This is a genomic window from Pseudomonas sp. DC1.2 (genome assembly GCF_034351645.1).
GTDB lineage: Bacteria > Pseudomonadota > Gammaproteobacteria > Pseudomonadales > Pseudomonadaceae > Aquipseudomonas.
Map to the genome: position 1 here is coordinate 1,418,581 of NZ_CP133782.1, position 20,171 is coordinate 1,438,751.

Genomic DNA, 20,171 nt, shown 5'->3' on the forward strand with positions numbered 1-20,171 from the left:
GCCACCGTTCGTCGTGGCACGTCGAGGCTTACTAAACCTTTTGCGCCATCTGACTTCAAAACTGGTGCGGGCTATCGCTCGTCGCGATCACCACCAGGAGGAAGAGCCTCATGCCGACTGCAAAAAAATCGAATCCGGGAAATTTCGCTAACGATCGAATGAAGGCGTCTGAAGCCGGTCGCAAAGGTGGGAAAACGACCACCGCTACGGTAGAAAAAGACCCTGCGAAATCCGAGATCGGCCGCAAAGGTGGCCAGGCATCTCGGTGAGGGTGAAGTTGGTTTTGATTGAGAGGCGGAGGCACAGGCTCCCGCTTGAATTTTTTTTTGAGGAGGGCGCGACCATGAACCGGATGGCCACCCGATTGTGTAATGCCAGTTTTGTCGCGGTGTTGGGTTTGTGTGCCAGCAGTGCGTTTGCCCAGTCACCTGCTGACTTCATTAACGATGCGTCGGCCAAAGGCGTGGCCGACATCGAAGCCAGTCGTCTTGCGCACCAGAAAACCGAGTCCAAGGAAATCAAGGACTACACCATTGTGGTGATTAATGACCGCACCACGGCGAATCAGCACTTGGCGAAAATCGCCAAGCAATTGCATCTGCCGGTAGCGCCGAGGGAGGAAGTTGTCGATAAGGCCAAAGCCTTGATGCCGCACGTGAAGGACGGTGTGACCTTTGATCAGGCCTACGCTGCCAGCCAAGTGAAAACCAATCAGGAAGCCATCGATCAGCTTCAACAAGAAGCGCAGGCCACTGACGTGCCGGAAATCAAAGCGTTCGCGCAAGAAACGCTGCCAAAATTGCAAAACCATCTGCAAATGGCCAAGGCGCTGCAAGCCTCTTTGTAGGGTTTGCTCGCGCGTCGCGAGTGGCCGGCGCCACTCGCGAACGGCTGTTCAGCACTGATTCAAATCCTGCTTTTGTTGACCTGACTCAGGCGCCTCTTCCAGTGAAACTGTATGGTTTTCGCCCATTGCCCGGTACTGCTTTTTGAGCGCTTGCAGTTCTTTGAGGCTTTTGCCATCCAGCCCCAACATCGCGTTCTGGGCGTCGGCAGTGGCCCGCAGTAGTTCATCAATCTTCAGGTGCAAAATTTCGTTGTCACGGTTTTGCGTGTTCTGAATCAGGAACACCATCAGGAACGTGATGATCGTCGTTGACGTGTTAATGATCAGTTGCCAGGTATCGTTGTAGTGAAACGCTGGCCCGGTCATTGCCCAAACGATGATGAGCGCTACCGCGACCATAAATGTCTTCGGGCTGCCGGCCCACAGGGAAAGCGCTTGAGAGATGTTCGAGAATTTCATTGCCGTGTTCCTTATAGGGATGCGTCTGATTTTCAGACCGCGACGACTGCTTGAAATTTCTTTTTACAAATTAGAAGAGTGTCTGACCGTGTTAAGTAGGCGCCTGGTGTGTGATGGCGTGGTCGGCGATCAGGCTCACTGTGCGGGTGCGGATAGCAAAAGCTGAGCCGTTGCTGGCGGGTCGGCTGTCATTTGTAAGGCTTTTGTCGGTTTGCTTTCCGCTCACGAAAAAGATCATCCACGGTTCGATGTCCGTCGGGTTGCTCGCGTCCAGGCTCGGTGTCGGATAGCGCTAAAGTGGCGGTTCGGCGTTGACCACCAGCAGCACAGGGTTGGCTGTCGCGACGCTGGCGCAAGGGGGTTTAATCGGTTCGCACGTCATCCTTGATGCCTTTCATGATGGGGGCGCAAGACGGTAGCCGCTTCGGCTGCTGCGCGACATCCTGTTGCCGCCAAAACCCTGGCAAACACGGGCGGCGTCTGGTCCCCCACGGGCCGTCTTATCGTCAGTTATGGATCGAGATGAGCGGGCTCCATGAGCAGCAGCCTGCGATCTTGCAGTCGCGATCAACGATCAGGAAGTGGAATTGGTAGGTCACTTGGCCACTCGACAGGGTTTCCGAACACCAGTAATGGTTGTCGATTTTCTGGCAACTGGGCTCGGACGGGTTGCTGACGTTGGGCACTGCAATGCAGGCTGTGGCCCTGCGCGGCGAGGGTGGGGAGATCAGGTGATTCCCCTGGTGACCGACGAATTTGTAGAAAATCACTGCGGTTTCGAAGCTTTGGGACACGCTGGTTTCACGCCAGCGAATCAAGTCGCCGACGTCGGCCTTGAGGTCCAGTTCATCCCCGGCCTGGCCGCTGATCACATGGTTGTTATGGGTCACCATGTACACGTGCTTGAAGTCGATGAGTGTCGGCGCTGCGGGATTTTTACTGATGTCGGGGTAGTTTTTCAGAATGGTTTCGGTGTCGATAGAAACAAGCACATCCGTGACTTGGGACATAGTGGAGCTCCTTGTTGATCGTGAGTGCCAAGCGACTACCAAGGCACGACAACGCTTGTTTGCCTTGCGGCCGTTGCTGACACACGACTGGCAGGAACCCGTTGATAACGGACACTGGCGGGGCTGATCCCTGTGTGAAAACTGAGGTCGGGTTCCTTCCGACGGGCCGCGATTGGACTATAGATGCGAAATTTTGACTGTCAAAAATGCGCGTCTGTCCGTGAGACGGACGGTCGAAGCGTGGATGAGTTGTGCTGATCGGGCGATAAATGTGTGTGTTCGACGCGTCAGTGCCGTGCGGGTATCAACTGAGATCGGGTTCAGGCAACAGACAGATATGACCTGCTAAAAGATCAAATAGCCAGGCAGGAGCTTGGTTGTTACAGGGGGCATTTTTTTAGATTGACTTGTTTGGGCGTTCAAGCCCGAGGAGGCTGCATCATGTTGTTACGCTATATGGCGTTGCTGGCGCTGGTGGTTGCGGCTTCCGGTTGTGTGCAAGAGCGTGTTGTTCATGATCGCCGTCCGGTGCAGCGTGAATACGTCGAAGTTATTGCGCCGCAGCCACCACCGGAGCGAATAATCGAAGTCGAGCCTGCCGGTCGGCCAGGTTACGTTTGGTCTCGGGGCTACTGGCGTTGGGACGGCGGTCGATATGCCGCAGTTCACGGTCACTGGGTGCCGGAGCGCCAAGGTTATCGGTACGTGCATCCGCATTGGGAGCAACGTAACGATGGCTGGCATTGGCAGCAGGGAGGCTGGGCCAACTAACCTCGTTCGCCAAAAGTCGGGATAGGGCGCAGCACACCGGTCGCGGTATCGTAGCCAACCGCTGGGCTGCTCGCCCATGACAACGCACCGACAGGAGAACGCAATGAGTTGGTCCGCCAAACAGTACGTCGCTTTTGAAGATGAGCGCACGCGCCCTGCACGAGATCTGCTGGCCGCAATTGCCGCAACTGACGCGCGTTCGATCGTCGATATCGGTTGCGGTCCTGGCAATTCCACCGAGCTGTTGTTGGAGCGCTTCCCCGATGCGGTGGTCCGTGGGCTGGACAGTTCGATCGATATGATCGAAGCCGCCCGTAAACGCTTGCCGCACGTGCAGTTCGACACCGCCGACATCGACACCTGGAGCGAATCCGCTGCATTCGATGTGATTTTCGCCAATGCGGTGTTGCAGTGGCTTCCCGACCACGCCAGGTTATTGCCGTCATTGGTCGCCCGACTTTCAAAAGGTGGCAGCCTGGCGATTCAAATGCCCGATAACCTCAATGAGCCGTCGCACCGTTTGATGCGTGATGTCGCAGCCCAGGGCCCATGGGCAAGCAAACTGGCGGGCGCTGCGAGACTGCGCACGGCCATGGCAACGGCCAGCGCCTACTATTCGATACTGCGTCCACACTGCGCGCGCGTCGATGTGTGGCGCACCACCTACTATCATCCGTTGGCAGGCGGCGCGTCGGGCGTGGTCGAGTGGTTCAAGGGCAGCGGTTTGCGACCCTTCCTCGATCCATTGGACGAGGCGCAGCGAGCGCAGTACCTCAAGCACTACCAAGCGGCCATCGAACAGGCTTATCCGGCGTTGGAGGAGGGGGCGGTGTTACTGCCATTTCCGCGATTGTTCATTATCGCGACCCGCTAGGGCTTCCTGAAAAAGGGGCAGACCACGTGAATGTGGGCTGCCCCTTTTTTGTTGGCTGGGTGATAGCAAAGCGTCATCAATGACGCTGAAAAGTTCAACTGTTGTACATAAATAAAAAATTGTACAACTTTTTCTAAAGTTTATAGCATCCCCCGCCGAGACCTTTTACTGAAACGATAAACCTTGCGTCGAAACTATCCGTTTACGACGTGACGGGCACTGTCAGCCGATGTCCGCTCGGGAAGCATCCCCTTCCTGCCTCAAGCCAGCATCCGCACATTGATTTGCCGGGTAGATTGGACCTGCCCCTAAACCTGCGCCTTGGATGACGACACCGTGCTCTGGAACGTGATTGCGCTTCACTGAGCGAATATTTTTTTGTGCCTAGCGGATTGATAACGTAAGGGCGTTTGGGGCTGAAAATGGCAGAAACAGCGAATTTTTTCGACAACATAAAAGTTTCCCGAAAGCTGGGAATCGGTTTTGGCGTTCTTTTGCTGGCCGTACTGGCGGTGGCTTTCGTCGGTTACAGCAGCAACAACGTTCTCGTTGATCGCTTGGACACGACGCGTCTGATCGGCACGCTTAACGACGCGGCGCAGGACATGCGCCTTACCGAGAAGCAGTACGAAGCCGCGGCAGATCCGGCATTCGTCGAGACGTACCACACGCAGCTCAGTGTCCTACAAGACCTCACTTCAAAGGCGCAGCAGACGTTGATGCGTGCTGAAAACCGGCAAGCCTTGATGCAATTGCAAGCGAGCACCGTTGCCTACGATCAAAAGGTCAAACGCCTGATCGACACCGACAAATCGACGTCCGATGCCCTGAAACCATTGGGCGCGCTGTCCGATAAGTTCGTAGCGACTTTCTCCAGATTGCTTGAAACCACCACGGCCAGCGCCCTGGAAGTCCCCGATGCCGAACGTGTTCGTGAATTACGGACCGTGGCCGACTTGCGTAACGGTATGACGATGTTTCGCCTCATGCTGCGTCGTTACATAGCGGTCTCCAACGACGTCAACAAAAAGGTGCTGATGGAGACCACTGACGCATTCTTGAGCGATATCACTCAGTCCCGCGCCAGCCTGCCCGCCACGCTATCGAGTCAGCTTGAAGAAGCACACGCCGGTATGCGTCGCTATCGCGAGGTGCTGCTGGAAGTCTCCAGCCTGTTCGAGAAGAAGCAGAGCCTGCGCCAGCAAGTGGACCAGGAAAGTGAGGCGATGGATAAAATCCTGACGGGCTTGATGGACACCCAGCAGCGTTTGGCCCGTGAAGATCAGCGTGGCGCTTTTATTCAGGTGGCTGTTTTGACACTGGTGGCTCTATTGGTGGGCCTGTTTGCGTCGGTCATCATCTCGCGTCAGATCACCTCACCGCTCGCACTGACGGTAGAACTGGCCCGTCGTATCGCCAAGGGCGATCTGACGGTGCAGGCCAAATCGACACGCCGCGACGAATTGGGCGACCTGCAAAACGCGATGCAAGACATGGCGCAAAGCTTGAACACGCTTGTGCAAGGCATAGGTAGTGGTGTCACTCATATCTCCATGTCTGCCGAGAAGCTCTCGGCGATGAGTGAGCAGACCAGCGCCGGTGTTCGTCAGCAAAAAGTCGAAGTGGATCAAGTTGCCACGGCAATGCATGAAATGGCTTCTACCGTTCAGGAAGTTGCCCGCAATACCACCGACGCCTCAGCCGCTGCGACCCTGGCCGAAGAGCAGGCACGTCACGGAGGCGCGGTGGTCAAGCAGGCCACGATGCAGATCAGCGAACTTTCTCAGGCAATCGAAGCATTGGGCAGCGCCATGAGCGTCCTCGCTCAGGACAGTGAACAGATCGGTAAAGTTATTGACGTCATCAAAGCGGTCGCCGAACAAACCAATTTGCTGGCCCTGAACGCCGCCATCGAAGCCGCACGCGCGGGTGAGCAAGGCCGTGGATTCGCGGTGGTCGCAGACGAAGTGCGTTCACTCGCCCAGCGCACGCAAGATTCGACCAAGGAAATTGAAACCCTGATTCTCGCCTTGCAGCAAGGCACGCAAGCGGCCTCTGCGCTGATGCTCTCCAGCCGCGAGCGGACACTGGACACGGTTGTTTTGGCGCAAAAAGCCGAACAAGCCATCACCGAAATCAACGAGTCCATTGGCACGATCCAGGAAATGAGCCTGCAAATTTCTGCCGCCGCTGAACAACAGAGCGCCGTGGCCGATGAGATTAATCGCAGCATCCTGAGCGTGCGTGACGTGGCCGATCAGTCCGCGGTAGCGAGTGAAGAGAGTGCCGCTGCGACGATTGAATTAGCGTCGCTGGGGAACGATTTAAAGCAGATGACGGCGCATTTCAGGACTTGAGCCTTCGTTACGTTGGCCTTGGCGCGCGGGACTGTAACCGCGTGTCAAGGCCGGTCGTCGACCTGCGCGCTGTAAATGAATGTTGGTCAGACGCTGCCATCAGCCTCTCAATCAGTCTATAGCGCTGATTAAGAGGACTCATTGGCCGGCATCGAATGCGAAAGTTCATGCTCGGGGCTCTTTGAGTTCAATCCGAAAGTGGTGACCGCATGACTAATAAGCCGCGCATCTACACGTCCCCCTCTGCATTTCCTAATCCTCAGCGCCTGCGCCTGTTCCTGCATGAAAAGGGAATTGCGGATCAATTCGAGGAGTTCATCTATGACATGGCGCCGGGTGGTGATCAGCGCAAATGGCCGCATACGAAGATGAACCCGTGGGGCGAAACGCCAACGTTGGCGCTGGCTGAAAATACCTATCTCTCAGAAACCGGCGCGATCGTGCGCTATCTGGATACCCTGCATCCGGGTCGAAAAATCACCGGGGATACCGCGCTGAAACAGGGGCTGGACACGATGTGGGAAAACCGTATCTGGACCCACGTCCTGTACCGGATTGTCACGATGTTTCACGTGCAGCACCAAGGCTTGGGTTCAAAACTGGAGCTGACCCATAACCCGCAATGGGGGGAGCACTGCCGTAAAGAGGCGTTGATGCATTCGGCGCTGATTGACCGTCATCTTGCCGATGGCCGCCCTTGGATGCTCGGCGACGATGAGCCGACTTTTGCCGATATCACGCTGTGTACCGCGATTGCATTTTCGAAGTTTCCAGTCAACGCAACGCCTCTGGACGAACGATTCGAACACATCGATGCGTTTTGGAAACGTTGGCAGGCACGAAGCGCTTTCAAAGCAGCCTATGCCGATAAACGAAGCGGTATTCCAGAGCTTGATGCCTGAGAAGTCGATGCGCGGAGTCGGCGTTCTAATTCGCAGGCTGCAAGTCAGGACAGCATGGTGTTTTGAGGGTGATGTGAGAGGGGTGGTCCGGATTGGATGCGTGCAGCGCAAGAGGCGGGCGAAAGCCCTGTTTCAGAAGAGGAGAATGGAGCGGATGGTGGGAATCGAACCCACGTTAGCAGCTTGGGAAGCTGCAGTTCTACCATTAAACTACACCCGCTTGTATCGATCCTGCTTCGCGTCTGAGACAAGGACCTGTTACTGATCCTCGTTATCAGCCTGAGAGGCTGGAACAGTGTCATGAAATGACTCCCGCTCAGAACGGCTGACTTTGTACCAGATCTGTTCGGGGATTTGAAGTTTTTCTTTGCGCTTGATGCGTTTAGCGTCGATGGCGAGGCTGAATGTCGGTCTACCGTGGGCACGCCGCGTACTCGAAAGTGCAGGGCGGGTCGTGCTCACGGTGACTGGGTTTCAGATGGCCAGTGCATGCTGGTGCTGGACATATTGGTAGCGTGTTCGGCTGACCTGCGGCGTCGGCTTCAGAAAACCCAGCAGGGCGTTTTGGCTATCTCGGCAGGCGGTTTTGTGTTCCATGTCGAGGAAGTGCCCAGTGGCTTGCAGGGTACTGAAGGTGGCCTGTTGCACATGGTTGGCGAATAACCGGGCGCCCTCGGCGGCGGTGTATTCGTCCCATTCGCCATTGATGAACAGCACCGGTACGTTGATGTTCTCGGCAGCCTTGAGAAAACACTGACGGTCACTGTGCAACAGGTCGTTGATGTGGAAGTGCATCTGCCCGTACTCATGCTCGGCCAGGTTGCTTACGTGACGATAGTTGAAGCGTTTAAACAGCGACGGCAGGTGTTTGCCGATGGTGCTGTTGACCAGGTTGCCGACCCGGTCGCCGTCTCGGCAGCCCAGGTAGTCGACGCCGCGCTCAAGGTAATCGAGCATGTGCGCGTTGATCTCCGGGGAGAACGAACTGATCACGGCTTTTTCGATGCGCCGTGGCCGTTGGGCGAGGGCGACCAAGGTGGCTGCGCCCCCCCAGGAAAAAGACAGCACGTGTTCAGCGGCGAAGTGGTCGATCAGCTCCAGCAATATCTGCCCTTCGACTTCCTTGGTGAGCAATTTCTCATGCCGGTTGTGGGCTTTTGACTTGCCCGCATAGGGCTGGTCGTAGCAAACAACGTTGAACTGCGGATGAAGGTTTTTCACGGTCTGTGCAAACGACGCTGTCGTGGCCATCGAGCCGTTAACCAGAATAATGGTCTTCTCTGCGGCGTCTGCGCGATAGAACTCCGTGTAAACCCGATACTGACCCTGTATATCCAGCACAGCGATTTCTGGCCTCATGTCATAAGACTCCTGGCGAGCGGGTATGCGCGCAAATAACATTGCACGAGCTATGTGACAGGTAGGCATACGCCTGGAATGTGGAGGCCCATGTCGATCCGGTAAGGCAGGTCGACGGGTATTGTTATAGGCGGGCAGTCTGCCGGGGTAATACGGAACCTGAGGGTTCGCTGCCGGCAAAAAGTTTCTTAGAAGTAGGGTGTGACCAGTCGGTCACATTCTGGCCGACGTCCTGATTCAAGCAGGGGGAAGGGCATCGCGCAAGTGTCATGGGCGAATTGTTCGGCAACTTCTGCTGAGTGGTCATGCGCTTAGATCAATTGGATCTCTTCGGTGCGCAGCATGCGGTATTCGCCCGGTTTCAGCGCGCTGTCGAGCACCAGCGGGCCCATGCTTTCACGGTGCAGACGCAGCACTTTATTGTCGAAGTGGCCGAACATCCGCTTCACTTGGTGATAACGACCTTCAACAATGCTCAGTCGCGCTGATTTTGCTCCCAGCAGCAACAGTTCGGCAGGTTGAGTCGTCAGGTCTTCAAAGGCGAAGTACAGCCCTTCGCTGAACTTGATCGCATACTCTGGGCCAATGTCCTGTTCGGTCTCGACGTAATAAACCTTGGGCAGTTTGGTTTGCGGCTGGGTCAGGCGCCGCGACCAACTGCCGTCGTTGGTGAGTAGCATGAGCCCCGTGGTGTTGAAGTCCAGGCGCCCGGCAATGTGCAGATCATCCTTGTCCGGCTCATCAATCAAGTCGAGAACCGTCGGGTGTTGCGGGTCGCGGGTCGCGCTGACGCAGCCTGGCGGCTTGTGCAGCATGAAGTAGCGCGCGGGTTTACCGGCTTGCAGCACCTCATCGTCGACTTCCACACGGCTGAACTCCAGCACCTCTGCGTGTGGGTCGCTGACGACTTTGGCGTCGATGCGCACGCGCTTTTCCGCCAGCAACAGACGCACTTGCTGGCGGTTGAAACGCGGCAGGTTGCTGAGGAAACGGTCAACGCGCATGGCTACAGGTCGGTGGGAAGAGGACCGCGCATCTTACGGGATCCGTCGACCGGCCGCTTGCAACTGTACCTCGACCTGCGCGCAACGAGGGCATAGGCAGGCGATGTCCCGCAGCTCGACCGGCAGGGCTTCGAGCACCGCCGGGTCAATGTTGACGCCGAAGCACCAACAGGCACGGTCGGCGGTTCGCGGGTCGGCCAGACTACAGTCGTTGGGTGCGCCGCAGGCCGGGCAGAGGTCGGGCTTTTTCATCCACGGTTATTCATAAATGGAGTGGGGCATTTCCACGCAGGTACGGTTACGGCCGGCTTGCTTCGCCCGGTACATTGCATGATCTGCCCGAGACAGCAGCGTGTGCAAGGTTTCATGCGGTTGCAGGGTGGTCAGGCCGATACTCACGGTCAGATGCAGTTCGTTACCGTGGTAGGCATAACGTTGCTTTTCTACATGCTGACGAATTTTTTCGGCGATCATCAGGCCGGTCTCACCGTCGGTGTCCTTAAGCAGCACGATAAATTCCTCACCGCCCCACCGGCAGACGATGTCGCAGTGGCGCAGGCAACTCTCCAGGTCCCTGGCGAAACCGATCAGCACCTGATCACCCGCCAAGTGGCCGAAGGTATCGTTCAACGCCTTGAAATGGTCCAGGTCGAGCAGCAATGCTGTCAGCGGTTTCGGTTCGCGCTGAGCCTCATGCATCGCTTGCGCGGCCAATAGATCAAAGCCGCGACGGTTGGGCAGTTCGGTCAGGCTGTCGAGGGTGGCCTGGGCCTGAATCTTACGCTGGTAGCGTTTGATCACCCGATTGAGCAAGGCCAGTACAGCCAACGTGATCACTAGGCAGATCAGCAGATTGAGGTACAGCGACTGGCGAATGTCACTGAGCGCGCCGTCTTCGCGCTTATCGACGAACAGGTACCAGTTCAGCTCTGGAATGAACCGCACATTGAGGAAATGTGCCTGGCCCTGGGCGGAATATTCGAAGCTGCCGCTGTGGGGTTTGGGCAACTGGCTGGTCAGGGTTTTCATGCTGTCGAGTTCCCCCAGCGTCAGGCCGGCCCTGGCGCCTTGGGGACCGCCCTCGGCACCGGTGAGTACCAGACGGCCAAAAGTGTCGACGAAATACACGCTGCGTTGGTAGCGCTGTTGGTACTTGTCGATGAGTTTGATCACCGCATCGACCGTCAGACCGACACCGGCGGCGCCGATGAAACGATTGTTGTAGTCGTAGACCTTGTAGTTGATGAAGACGGTCAGGTTGTCTTTGTTGGCCATGTCCGGATCGACGTTGATCTCGTAGGGTTTTTTCATGTCGCGAACGCGGAAGTACCAGGCATCCCGAGGCTCGTCGGCCTTGATTTGCTTGAGCACGCCTTTGGCGTGGTAGTAGGTCAGGCTGCTGTTGGAGATGAAAAACGCGGTGTAGGCGCCGTAGTGCGTCATCACCTCGTTGAGGTAGCGAGTCATCTGGTCAGGGTTGTGTTCGCCGTTGACCACCCAATCGCGCATAAACGTGTCGCGGGACATCATCGACGAAATCAGGATCGGTCTGACGAGGTCTTTCTGGATTTCCGAGTAGACCGTGTCGGACGTCAGTGGCAATTCGGTGTTGACGATGTTGTCGCGGATCGAGGCTCGAGAAGCGTAGTAACTGAGAAAAGATGTCGCGAGGAAACCGGCGCCCAGTAACGCTATCAGCGTGAGGACCAACGAACGTTGGGAATAGAGCGGCGAGCGAAGCGGCATGGTGGTTCCGTTGGCAGTGACCCGATGAAAGCATTCTAGTGGCACGGCGCAGAAATAACCGCTGCATTTGTGCGGGTGCCTGCCATCAATCTCTGTCGCCTGGAGGGGCCTCTTCGCGGGCAAGCCTGCACACAGGTTATGCGCAGGCCCGGTGGGCGGGCTCGCCCGCGAATCGTGGGATCACCGCTGATCTGTCAGGTACGCACGCCACCCGCCGAAATGGCTGATATGGGTTGCCCCTTCTAACCCATAGCCTTCACAAATAAAGCCGCTCTCCCAGCGTCCGTCCGCCAGTTGCACCTTGCCCAACCCCAGCGGTGCTGGAATTCCGGTCAAAAACGACCCCAGCTCACGGCTCGGCAGTTCCCACACTTCCACCGCAATCGCCACGCCACCGTCCTTCACTCGCACCATGCCCGGCCGCAACGGCGGGCCACCGGCCAACGCATACAGTTGATAGTCCGGTGAACTGAACGTCGTCTCGATCAGTCGGGCCCCACGCTGCTTGAGTTGACCATTCAACGCCAGCCCGTCCAGGTGCGCGCCACACACCACCAACCGTGCGCGATCATGGCGGGCGGCTGTCGTCGGCGCCGTTACCGCCAAGCCTTGCAGGCGCTGCAACCCGTGCGCGACGCTCAGCAGGAACTGATCGGTAAACGCTCGGCCAAACAGCGTCACCCCCCATGGCAGCCCGTTGCCCATGAAACCGCTGGGGACGGCGACGGCGGCGTAATCGAGCAGGTTCATGAAATTGGTGTAATAGCCCAGCTCCGAATTACGCAGTACGGGCTCAGCCGCCAGTTCGGCCAATGTAACGGCACGGCCAATGGTGGGTGTGACGACGCAGTCGAGGCCTTCCAGCGCCTGGTCGCACAGCGCTTTCAAGACTTGCAGTCGATACTGCGCACGGAAGGTCTGCACGCCCGTTACTGCTGGGGCTTTGGCCAGTACCGCGCGTATTACCGGCAGCACCGCCTCCGGGTGTTGCTCCATCAACTCGCCGGCGACGCTGTAGCGCTCGGCCACCCAAGGCCCTTCATAGAGCAGCTGCGCCGCTTCGAGGAACGGCGACAGATCCAGCTCGACCGCTTCACCGCCTATGGCTTTGAGGTGGTCGATGGCATCGCCGAACAACAACGGGCCTTCGGGGCAGCCGAAAAACTCGAGGTCCTGAGCTCGGGGCACGCCGAAACGAAACGCGCCAGCCGCGCCAAATGCACCGCCGTCGTTCCACGACGGATTGCTGCGACTGTAGGCATCCCGGGGGTCGAGGTGCGCGAGGAGTGCCAGCAATTGGCTGGCTTCTTGAGCGGTCGCGGTGAAGGTCGTTACACAATCCAGCGTGCGACAGGCCGGCAACACTCCCGCCGTGGAAATCAACCCTTTGGTCGCTTTCAAACCCACCAGATTGTTCAGCGCTGCCGGCACGCGACCCGAGCCCGCCGTGTCCGTACCGAGGGCGAAACTCGCCACGCCCAATGCCACGGCCAAGGAAGAACCCGCACTGGAACCGCCCGACGGATAGGTCGGCAAGACACTGTTGGGGCATGCCCCGTAAGGCGAGCGGCTGCCGTTAAGGCCAGTAGCGAATTGGTCGAGATTGGTTTTTCCTAGCGCAATCGCGCCCAGCGCCAGCAACTGCTCGACGACCGTCGCCGAATGCTGCGGCACAAACGCAAACGTCGGGCACGCAGCGGTGGTGGGAATGCCCGCCAGGTCGATGTTGTCCTTAATGGCGAAGGGCACGCCGTACAGCGGCAGACTGTCGAGGTCGCGCCCCTCGAGTGCGGCCAGATAGGGCTCCAATTCCTCGACGCTGAGCAAATGGATGAACAGGTGGTAGTCCGGATTCAGCGCCGCGGCTTTTTCCCGCAGGCTCAGTAGCAGTTCCCGAGGTGTGGTGTGGCCGTCGCGGTAGGCACTGCGCAGGGCGTCAAGTTGCAGATCGACGTTCATGATTTGATCCTTTTTGAAATGGGTTCAGTCGAGGTCCAGCACCACGACGCGCTGTCCGGCACGCACCGCCGAACCTGGTTGCACGCGAATCTCGCGGACCACGCCCGCCATCGGCGAGAGCAGTGGGATTTCCATTTTCATCGACTCCAGAATCACCAATACATCGCCGGCCGCCACGTGGCTGTTGAGCGCCACCTGAACCTGCCAGAGGTTGCCAGCGATGTGGCTGTCGATGCTGTGCTGTCCCGCGGCCAGCGGCGTTTCTTCGCCTGGCTCCGGGGCTGCTTCTTCACTGTCGAAGTGGGCTTGGCCACTCGCGATCCAGCGCTCGCGTTCGGCGTTAAATGCGCCTTGCTGCTGATCTCGAAACGCGGCAATGCTCTGGGCCTCTTTCGCCAGAAACGCTTGATAATCCGCCAGGTTCAATTGGCTATGCTCGATGTCCAGCTCGAAGCGTCCCAATGGGAAATCACGCCGAATACGCAGCAACTCGTCAGCGCTCACGGGATAAAAACGGATCTGATCGAAGAACCTTAGCAGCCACGGTTTACCGTCGAACGCGGCGACTTCGCGGTAGCGATTCCACATCTGCAAGGTGCGACCGACAAACTGATAACCGCCGGGGCCTTCCATGCCGTAGACGCACAGGTAGGCGCCGCCGATGCCCACCGAATTTTCGGCGGTCCAAGTGCGGGCCGGGTTGTATTTAGTGGTCACCAGCCGATGGCGCGGGTCGAGCGGGGTGGCGACCGGCGCGCCGAGGTAAACGTCGCCGAGGCCCATCACCAGGTAACTGGCGTCGAACACGGTGCGCTGCACCTCGTCGAGGTTGGGCAGGTCGTTGATGCGGCGGATGAACTCAAGATTGCTCGGGCACCACGGCGCGTCCTTGCGCACGGTCGTCATGTACTTTTCAATCGCCAACTGACAGGCCGGATCGTCCCAGGACAGCGGCAGATGGACAATGCGCGAGGGTACCTGCAGGTCCTCGGCGGCGCACACGGCGTCCCACTCCCCGGCGAGGATAGCCAATAGATCGGCGAGCGGTAGTTGTTCCGGTTGGTAGTGTACTTGCAGCGAACGGATGCCTGGCGTCACGTCGATAACGCCGTGCAAGGCTTTGCTTTGCAAGGCTTGCATCAATGCGTGGGCGCGAAAGCGCAGGACCAAATCCAGCTCTGGTGCGCCTATTTCAAGCAGCAGATGAGTATCCCCCGACAACCTGGCAACCAGCCGCGTATCTCCCTGAGCCAAATCCATCACCACCGGCGACTCCACCCCATGGGGCTGCTGGCTTGTCTGCGATGCAGTTGAAGGGGTGTCAGGCCTGGCCCCTTCGCAGGCAAGCCTGCTCCCACACTGACTCCAGCTCAAGGCCAGTGAGCGGGCGGTCTTGATATCGACTGCGAAGAACTGAACTTTGTCCCCCGCCTTGAGCTGCCCCAATTGCCAGAGGTCCGCCTCAATCACGGTTACCGGGCAGACAAAGCCGCCGAGGCTCGGGCCGTCGGGGCCGAGGATCACCGGCATGTCTCCGGTGAAATCCACTGCTCCGATGGCGTAAGGATTGTCGTGAATGTTCGACGGGTGCAGTCCCGCCTCGCCGCCGTCGGCACGTACCCATTCGGGCTTCGGTCCGATCAGCCGCACACCGGTGCGGCTGGAGTTGAAATGCACTTCCCATTGCGTGGCGAAGAAGGTGCCGATGTAGCGTTCGGTGAAATATTCAGGTGCGCCATGTGGACCGTAAATCACCCGGATTTGCCGCACGTCACGCAGTTCGGCGACCTCGGTTACCGGCAGTTGTGCGCCGACGCTGCGTTGACTCAGCTCGGGCACGTGCAACACATCCCCTGCGCGTAATGCCCGGCCGCCATGCCCGCCAAACTGACCGAGGGTAAAGGTGCTTTTACTCCCCAGATAGTCCGGCACTTGCAGACCACCACGCAGGCAAAGGTAGCTGCGGGCACCGGCCCCGGCTATCGTGCCGAGACTCAGCGTCGCGCCCGCCGGGATCAGCAACGCGGTGTTCATTGGCACCGCTTCACCGTTCAATGTCAGTGGGATCACCGCCCCTGTGACCGCCACCACCGCGTCGCAATTGAAACGCAGCAACGGCCCGCTCATGGTGATTTCCAGCGCCGCAAAGCCTTCATCATTACCCAGCAGACGGTTGCCCAGACGCAACGCTCGACTGTCCATCGGCCCTGACGGTGGCACGCCCACTGCCCAGTAGCCGAGGCGACCGGGGTAATCCTGAACGCTGGTTTGGGTGCCGGCGCTGAGCACTTCAAAGGTGTTGGCTTTATACGTCAGGCTGTCCAGGCAGCGGGTCCAAGGCTGGCCGCTGGCGAAAGGCACATCGAGCAAAATCTGACGCAAGTAGTCGCGGTTGGTTTCGACCCCATACAACAGGCTGTCGCCCAATGCCCGATGCAAATCGGCGCGAGCTTGCTCACGGTCCGCTGCCCAACAGATGACTTTGGCGATCATCGGGTCAAAGTACGGCGGGATCTCGCAACCGGCCTCGACCCAGGTGTCGATGCGCAGGTGCTTACCGTCAGTGACGGGGAACTGCACGGCAGTCAGAAGGCCGGGGCTTGGCTGGAAATCCCGGCCTGGATCTTCGGCATACAGCCGTGCCTGGATTGCATGTCCCTCGGCTTTTAAGCCTTGGCTTAACTTGCTCAGCGGCGGCAAATCACCGGCCGCCAGTTCGACCATCCAGCGCACCAGGTCAACGCCCCATACCTGTTCGGTGACGCCGTGTTCCACCTGCAAGCGGGTGTTCACTTCCAGAAAATAGAAGCGCTGGTCCGCGCTGTCGAAGACAAACTCCACGGTGCCGGCGCTGCGATAGTTCACCGCTTTCGCCAATTTAATCGCCGCAGCGCACAGCTCCTCAGCCATGCCTTCGGGAAGGTTCGGCGCCGGGGTTTCTTCGAGGACTTTTTGGTTGCGCCGCTGCACCGAGCAATCACGCACGCCGAGGGCAATCACCTCGCCTTGACCATCGCCGAACACCTGCACTTCGAGGTGCCGGGCGCGCTGGATGTACTTTTCGATGAACACCCCGGCATCGCTGAAATTGTTCTGACCGAGGCGTTTGACCGCTTCAAAGGATTCGCTCAACTCCGCAGCGCTACGGCACACGCGCATGCCGATGCCGCCGCCTCCCGCCGTGCTTTTAAGCATCACTGGATAGCCAACCTGTTCACCCGCGAGCAACGCGGCGTCGATGCTGTCGAGCAATTCGGTGCCCTCAAGCATCGGTACGCCGTGTTGCTTGGCCAACGCGCGCGCCGTGTGCTTGAGGCCGAAGACGCGCAGTTGTTCCGGCGTCGGGCCGATGAAGGCGATGTCGGCGGCTTCGCAGGCTTCGGCAAACGCGGCGTTTTCCGAGAGAAAACCGTAGCCGGGATGGATCGCTGTGGCGCCGTTGGACTGGGCGATAGCGAGTATTTTTTCGACGGCCAGGTAGGTGCCGGCAGCAGCGCCTTCGCCGAGGCTGTGGGCTTCGTCGGCGTGAAGAATGTGCAAACTGGCGGCGTCGGCTTCGGAGTAAACGGCGACGCCCTTGACCTGCAGTTCACTCAAGGTGCGCAGGATGCGGCAGGCGATTGCGCCACGGTTGGCGATAAGGACTTTTTCAAACATGGCAAAACCCCTGGAGGCGATAACGCATCAGCCTCGACCTGGGATGCGGGCCGTCCCGCAGTTTTTCGATAGGCGCCGAGGTCGTCCTCGACAGCACAACCAATGGCTATACCCACACTGAAGATCCCACGTGGGGTTACTGGTGTTTTTGAGGGGGCAGGCACTGGCCAGACCGGGCTTGGCACAGGGCAAACAACCATTTACGCAACCGCACCATTTTCAGTTCCATACCAGTAGCTCCGCAGGCGTCGGGTTGTAGGCGTTGCACGGATTGTTCAATTGCGGGCAGTTCGAAATCAGCACAATCACGTCCATTTCGGCGCGCAAATCAACGTACTTGCCCGGCGCCGAAATGCCGTCTTCAAAGGTCAGCCCGCCGTCCGCCGTGACCGGTACATTCATGAAGAAGTTGATGTTCGGCCCGATGTCACCCTTGCCCAGGCGTCCGTCGTGAACACAGGCCCGCAAGTAGTTGTCGCGGCAGCTGTGCATGTAGCGTTTTTCCAAGGCGTAACGCACGGTGTTGCTCTCTTGGGCGCAAGCGCCGCCGAGGGTGTCGTGGCGCCCACAGGTGTCGGCGACGAGGGTCAGCATCGGTTTGCCGAGGTTGGAATACAGCACGCTGCCTGTGCTCAGGTAGACACTGTTTTGCCGGCGCAGCGTGCGCTGCACGTCGTAGCGCTCCTTGGGATTGGCGACGCTGTAAAACAAGGTGTCGACGGCTTGATTGCCTTCGAGGTCGAGGATGCGCAGGGTCTGTCCGGCCTTGATCTCCATCAGCCAGGGTTCGCCGGCAGGGATCGTTGCGCGGTAGATCGCGGTTTCAGGCTGTTTGTGGGCAGTGGCGATAGCGAGTGACATGGCAGCGATCCTCAGGCGAACAAACGGTCGGTGTTGATGAAACCGCGCTGGTTTTCCGGACGCGACGTGCGGCAGTGTTCGGCGACGCTGGGGTCGGCGTTCATCCAGCTCAGCCTCAGCGGTTTTGGTGCGTAGTCCGGCGAGGGGTCCATGGGATGTTGCAGTGCAGTGAGCACCACCAGGGTGTTCATTGGCGCGTACAACTCGATGTAGTCGCCCGCTTTGGAATTGCCCTCGATGAAGTGGAAGCGTCCGGCCTCATCGACGTTCACGCGGCTGAACAGGTTGAGGGTCATCAGCAAATCCGACAGGCCCAGGCCCCACTTGCCGAGTTCTACCAACAGGTTGTCGGTGCCGTTACGGAAGAAACCGTTGCGCAGTTCCTGATAGCGGCCGGCGCCGTATTTTTCCGCGACTTCTTCAGCGCAAAGCACACCGGCGAGGCTGTCGCTCCAGCCGCAGGTGTCGGCAGTGATCGCCGCCAACACCCGCCCCATGTCGGAGTACAAACAATGGCCGCTGGTGAGCTTGGCGGTGTGTTGGCATTTGAGGCTGTCGGGCAGGTTCAGGCGTTCAGTTTTTTCATTGGCGTTGAGCAGTGTCAGGCTAACGTTGGCGCCACCGTGCAGGTCGGTCAGACGCAGCAGTTGGCCGCGCTTCAAGACGAAGGAACGATGACCGCCGCCTGGCAGCATTTCCTCGGCGAAGGGCGGGAACAGTTGGGTCGAATCAGTCATGTGAAAAATCCTCTTAAGCGGTACGAAGCGTGCCCGCCAGGTGCGCTGGCAAAGCATCGACGGCTTTGCTGTTGGCGCGGCGGTCGCTGTTCAAAGGGATGTCGTAGGTGATGCGAGCGCCATAGGCGCCGGGGGCGTGCGGGTCGACGCGGACCTTGTCGAATACCAGCAGCCGAGTGCCGAGAGTGAAACCTTCGGACAGGTCATGGGTGACCATGAACACCGTCAGTCGCGTCTCGCGCCACAGCTCCAGCAACAACTGATGCATGTCTTTGCGGATGCCCGGATCGAGGGCGCCAAACGGTTCGTCGAGCAGTAACACGCGCGGTTTCATAATCAACGCTTGAGCGATGGCCAGTCGTTGCTGCATACCGCCGGAGAGCTGCGCCGGGTACTTGTCCCGCGAGTGGCCGAGGCCGACTTTGTGCAGTAACAGTGAAGCCTGTTCGCGGGCGTCTTTTTTAGCGCTGCCGAACAAGCGTCCAAGCAACGGCGAGCGCGGCAGTTCGAGGCCGAGGGCGACGTTGTCCAGCACCGTCAGATGCGGGAACACCGAGTAGCGCTGGAACACCACGCCACGGCTTGAGTCCGGTTCGCCAGCGAGGGCTTGGCCGTCGAGCAGAATCTCGCCGCGACTGGCTTTTTCCTGACCTAGCAACAGCCGCAGGAAGGTCGATTTACCGCAACCCGAAGCGCCGACCAAGGTGCAAAACTCGCCTTCGTTGACGTTCAGGTTCAGCCCTTCAAGCACCACTTGATCGGCGTACTGCTGCCAGACGTTTTTTACCGTGATGAAGCTCATGCCCGCGCCCCTTCATACCAAGGGAAAGCACGCCGAGTCAGGCGCTTCAGGCCCCAGTCCATTAGCCAGGCGAGCAGGGTGATCCAGACCACATAAGGCAGGATCACGTCCATCGCCAGGTAGCGACGCACGAGGAAGATGCGGTAACCGAGGCCATCGGTGGAGGCGATGGCTTCGGCAGCGATCAGGAACAACCATGCCGAGCCGAGCATCAGCCGCAGTGAGATCAGGAGTCGAGGCAACAATTGCGGCAACACTATCCGCAACATCAGCGTCCAGGTCGAAGCCCCCAGCGTTTGAGCCTTGATCAGCAACTCGACCGGGATCTCCCGCGCGCGCTGCTCCAGATCACGGGCCAGGCAGGGGGTGATGCCAATCACGATCAGCATCACTTTCGACAGCTCTCCGAGCCCGAACACGATGAACAGAATCGGCAGAATCGCCAGCGGTGGCACCATCGACAGCACCGTCAGCAACGGCGACAACGGTGCGCCGAACAACGGCAAGGTGCCGGCGGCGATGCCCAGGCACAGACCGGCCAATGCGCTGATGCCGAGGCCGATGGCCAGCCGTCGCAAACTGGAGGCGGTGTCTTGCCAGAGCACGTACTCACCGGTGCGCGTGTCGGCAACGAACGCCAGGCGTTTCACCGCATCGCTCATTTGCACGGCACTGGGCAGCAGTTTGTCGTTGGGGTTTTCCGTCAGTCGCTCAGCCGAGCCCATGAAGTAGGCGAACAGCACCAGAGCGAACGGCAGGATCACCAACAGCAGGCGACTCGGACGATCCGGGTGACGATTGATCAGGCGCATGGCCTCGTCCTCCG

Annotated in this window: 18 protein-coding genes, 1 tRNA gene and 1 pseudogene; 7 read left to right on the plus strand and 13 right to left on the minus strand. The window is 58.8% G+C overall.

Features of this window, described 5'->3' with window-relative positions; all coding sequences use genetic code 11:
• Window positions 1–110 precede the first annotated feature (110 nt).
• Together RHM68_RS06335 and RHM68_RS06340 are read left to right on the plus strand one after the other, a co-directional pair.
• Entirely contained in the window at window positions 111–269 is a 159-nt protein-coding gene (locus tag RHM68_RS06335) for a general stress protein (protein WP_322221058.1), read from the plus strand.
• Window positions 270–343: 74 nt separating this feature from the next.
• Window positions 344–847, plus strand: coding sequence for a DUF4142 domain-containing protein (locus RHM68_RS06340; RefSeq protein WP_322221059.1), 504 nt, complete (start codon window positions 344–346; stop codon window positions 845–847).
• A gap of 48 nt (window positions 848–895) precedes the next feature.
• Here RHM68_RS06340 and RHM68_RS06345 read toward each other — a convergent pair whose 3' ends face one another.
• Both RHM68_RS06345 and RHM68_RS06350 read right to left on the minus strand, forming a co-directional pair.
• Entirely contained in the window at window positions 896–1,306 is a 411-nt protein-coding gene (locus RHM68_RS06345) for a low affinity iron permease family protein (protein WP_322221060.1), read from the minus strand.
• Window positions 1,307–1,812: 506 nt separating this feature from the next.
• Window positions 1,813–2,316 carry an inclusion body family protein gene (locus tag RHM68_RS06350; protein ID WP_322221061.1) on the minus strand — a complete coding sequence of 168 codons (504 nt, stop codon included), beginning with the start codon at window positions 2,314–2,316 and terminating at the stop codon, window positions 1,813–1,815.
• Window positions 2,317–2,757: 441 nt separating this feature from the next.
• On the opposite strand from RHM68_RS06350, the gene RHM68_RS06355 reads away from it, so the two are divergent.
• The 5 genes and pseudogenes from RHM68_RS06355 to RHM68_RS06370 all read left to right on the plus strand — a co-directional run bounded on the left by RHM68_RS06355 (window position 2,758) and on the right by RHM68_RS06370 (window position 7,220).
• Complete coding sequence (locus RHM68_RS06355) at window positions 2,758–3,087, plus strand: YXWGXW repeat-containing protein (protein WP_322221062.1); 330 nt, start codon at window positions 2,758–2,760, stop codon at window positions 3,085–3,087.
• A gap of 103 nt (window positions 3,088–3,190) precedes the next feature.
• Entirely contained in the window at window positions 3,191–3,961 is a 771-nt protein-coding gene (gene tam, locus RHM68_RS06360) for a trans-aconitate 2-methyltransferase (protein ID WP_322221063.1), read from the plus strand.
• Between the two features lie 422 nt (window positions 3,962–4,383).
• A pseudogene (locus RHM68_RS26645) lies at window positions 4,384–5,460 on the plus strand (methyl-accepting chemotaxis protein); the annotation flags it as partial.
• 144 nt (window positions 5,461–5,604) lie between these two features.
• Window positions 5,605–6,318 (plus strand): methyl-accepting chemotaxis protein, encoded by a 714-nt coding sequence (locus tag RHM68_RS26650; protein ID WP_416195241.1) that lies wholly within the window; start codon window positions 5,605–5,607, stop codon window positions 6,316–6,318.
• A gap of 209 nt (window positions 6,319–6,527) precedes the next feature.
• Window positions 6,528–7,220 (plus strand): glutathione S-transferase family protein, encoded by a 693-nt coding sequence (locus RHM68_RS06370; protein WP_322221065.1) that lies wholly within the window; start codon window positions 6,528–6,530, stop codon window positions 7,218–7,220.
• A 146-nt stretch (window positions 7,221–7,366) separates the two neighbouring features.
• Here RHM68_RS06370 and RHM68_RS06375 read toward each other — a convergent pair.
• The 11 genes from RHM68_RS06375 to RHM68_RS06425 all read right to left on the minus strand — a co-directional run bounded on the left by RHM68_RS06375 (window position 7,367) and on the right by RHM68_RS06425 (window position 20,157).
• A tRNA-Gly gene (locus RHM68_RS06375) sits at window positions 7,367–7,440 on the minus strand.
• 254 nt (window positions 7,441–7,694) lie between these two features.
• Window positions 7,695–8,579 (minus strand): alpha/beta hydrolase, encoded by an 885-nt coding sequence (locus RHM68_RS06380; protein ID WP_322221066.1) that lies wholly within the window; start codon window positions 8,577–8,579, stop codon window positions 7,695–7,697.
• Window positions 8,580–8,890: 311 nt separating this feature from the next.
• Window positions 8,891–9,583: a pseudouridine synthase gene (locus RHM68_RS06385; RefSeq protein WP_322221067.1), complete on the minus strand. Its 693-nt coding sequence runs from the start codon at window positions 9,581–9,583 to the stop codon at window positions 8,891–8,893.
• A gap of 33 nt (window positions 9,584–9,616) precedes the next feature.
• The gene (locus RHM68_RS06390; protein WP_322221068.1) at window positions 9,617–9,835 is read right to left on the minus strand and encodes a cysteine-rich CWC family protein; all 219 of its coding nucleotides are present in this window, start codon (window positions 9,833–9,835) and stop codon (window positions 9,617–9,619) included.
• Window positions 9,836–9,841: 6 nt separating this feature from the next.
• Window positions 9,842–11,329 (minus strand): diguanylate cyclase, encoded by a 1,488-nt coding sequence (locus RHM68_RS06395; protein WP_322221069.1) that lies wholly within the window; start codon window positions 11,327–11,329, stop codon window positions 9,842–9,844.
• A gap of 180 nt (window positions 11,330–11,509) precedes the next feature.
• The gene (gene atzF, locus RHM68_RS06400; protein ID WP_322221070.1) at window positions 11,510–13,288 is read right to left on the minus strand and encodes an allophanate hydrolase; all 1,779 of its coding nucleotides are present in this window, start codon (window positions 13,286–13,288) and stop codon (window positions 11,510–11,512) included.
• Window positions 13,289–13,312: 24 nt separating this feature from the next.
• Complete coding sequence (uca, locus tag RHM68_RS06405; RefSeq protein WP_322221071.1) at window positions 13,313–16,945, minus strand: urea carboxylase; 3,633 nt, start codon at window positions 16,943–16,945, stop codon at window positions 13,313–13,315.
• Between the two features lie 219 nt (window positions 16,946–17,164).
• Window positions 17,165–17,806, minus strand: a complete 642-nt coding sequence (locus RHM68_RS06410) for an urea amidolyase associated protein UAAP2 (protein ID WP_322221072.1) — start codon at window positions 17,804–17,806, stop codon at window positions 17,165–17,167.
• A gap of 11 nt (window positions 17,807–17,817) precedes the next feature.
• Window positions 17,818–18,543 (minus strand): urea amidolyase associated protein UAAP1, encoded by a 726-nt coding sequence (locus RHM68_RS06415; protein WP_322221073.1) that lies wholly within the window; start codon window positions 18,541–18,543, stop codon window positions 17,818–17,820.
• Window positions 18,544–18,556: 13 nt separating this feature from the next.
• Entirely contained in the window at window positions 18,557–19,345 is a 789-nt protein-coding gene (locus RHM68_RS06420) for an ABC transporter ATP-binding protein (protein WP_322221074.1), read from the minus strand.
• A complete protein-coding gene (locus RHM68_RS06425; protein ID WP_322221075.1) occupies window positions 19,342–20,157 on the minus strand; it encodes an ABC transporter permease in 816 nt (271 codons plus the stop codon). Before RHM68_RS06425 ends, RHM68_RS06420 begins: the two co-directional genes overlap by 4 nt.
• Between the last annotated feature and the right edge of the window lie 14 nt (window positions 20,158–20,171).

Excerpts from the sequence above, each read along its gene's own strand:
- tam (WP_322221063.1), top strand. The coding sequence starts at position 3,191 with ATGAGTTGGTCCGCCAAACAGTACGTCGCTTTTGAAGATGAGCGCACG.
- RHM68_RS06355 (WP_322221062.1), top strand. The coding sequence starts at position 2,758 with ATGTTGTTACGCTATATGGCGTTGCTGGCGCTGGTGGTTGCGGCTTCC.
- RHM68_RS06415 (WP_322221073.1), bottom strand. The coding sequence starts at position 18,543 with ATGACTGATTCGACCCAACTGTTCCCGCCCTTCGCCGAGGAAATGCTG.
- atzF (WP_322221070.1), bottom strand. The coding sequence starts at position 13,288 with ATGAACGTCGATCTGCAACTTGACGCCCTGCGCAGTGCCTACCGCGAC.
- uca (WP_322221071.1), bottom strand. The coding sequence starts at position 16,945 with ATGTTTGAAAAAGTCCTTATCGCCAACCGTGGCGCAATCGCCTGCCGC.
- RHM68_RS06425 (WP_322221075.1), bottom strand. The coding sequence starts at position 20,157 with ATGCGCCTGATCAATCGTCACCCGGATCGTCCGAGTCGCCTGCTGTTG.
- RHM68_RS06420 (WP_322221074.1), bottom strand. The coding sequence starts at position 19,345 with ATGAGCTTCATCACGGTAAAAAACGTCTGGCAGCAGTACGCCGATCAA.
- RHM68_RS06390 (WP_322221068.1), bottom strand. The coding sequence starts at position 9,835 with ATGAAAAAGCCCGACCTCTGCCCGGCCTGCGGCGCACCCAACGACTGT.
- RHM68_RS06335 (WP_322221058.1), top strand. The coding sequence starts at position 111 with ATGCCGACTGCAAAAAAATCGAATCCGGGAAATTTCGCTAACGATCGA.
- RHM68_RS06350 (WP_322221061.1), bottom strand. The coding sequence starts at position 2,316 with ATGTCCCAAGTCACGGATGTGCTTGTTTCTATCGACACCGAAACCATT.
- RHM68_RS06385 (WP_322221067.1), bottom strand. The coding sequence starts at position 9,583 with ATGCGCGTTGACCGTTTCCTCAGCAACCTGCCGCGTTTCAACCGCCAG.
- RHM68_RS06395 (WP_322221069.1), bottom strand. The coding sequence starts at position 11,329 with ATGCCGCTTCGCTCGCCGCTCTATTCCCAACGTTCGTTGGTCCTCACG.
- RHM68_RS06380 (WP_322221066.1), bottom strand. The coding sequence starts at position 8,579 with ATGAGGCCAGAAATCGCTGTGCTGGATATACAGGGTCAGTATCGGGTT.
- RHM68_RS06345 (WP_322221060.1), bottom strand. The coding sequence starts at position 1,306 with ATGAAATTCTCGAACATCTCTCAAGCGCTTTCCCTGTGGGCCGGCAGC.
- RHM68_RS06370 (WP_322221065.1), top strand. The coding sequence starts at position 6,528 with ATGACTAATAAGCCGCGCATCTACACGTCCCCCTCTGCATTTCCTAAT.
- RHM68_RS06340 (WP_322221059.1), top strand. The coding sequence starts at position 344 with ATGAACCGGATGGCCACCCGATTGTGTAATGCCAGTTTTGTCGCGGTG.
- RHM68_RS06410 (WP_322221072.1), bottom strand. The coding sequence starts at position 17,806 with ATGTCACTCGCTATCGCCACTGCCCACAAACAGCCTGAAACCGCGATC.
- RHM68_RS26650 (WP_416195241.1), top strand. The coding sequence starts at position 5,605 with ATGCATGAAATGGCTTCTACCGTTCAGGAAGTTGCCCGCAATACCACC.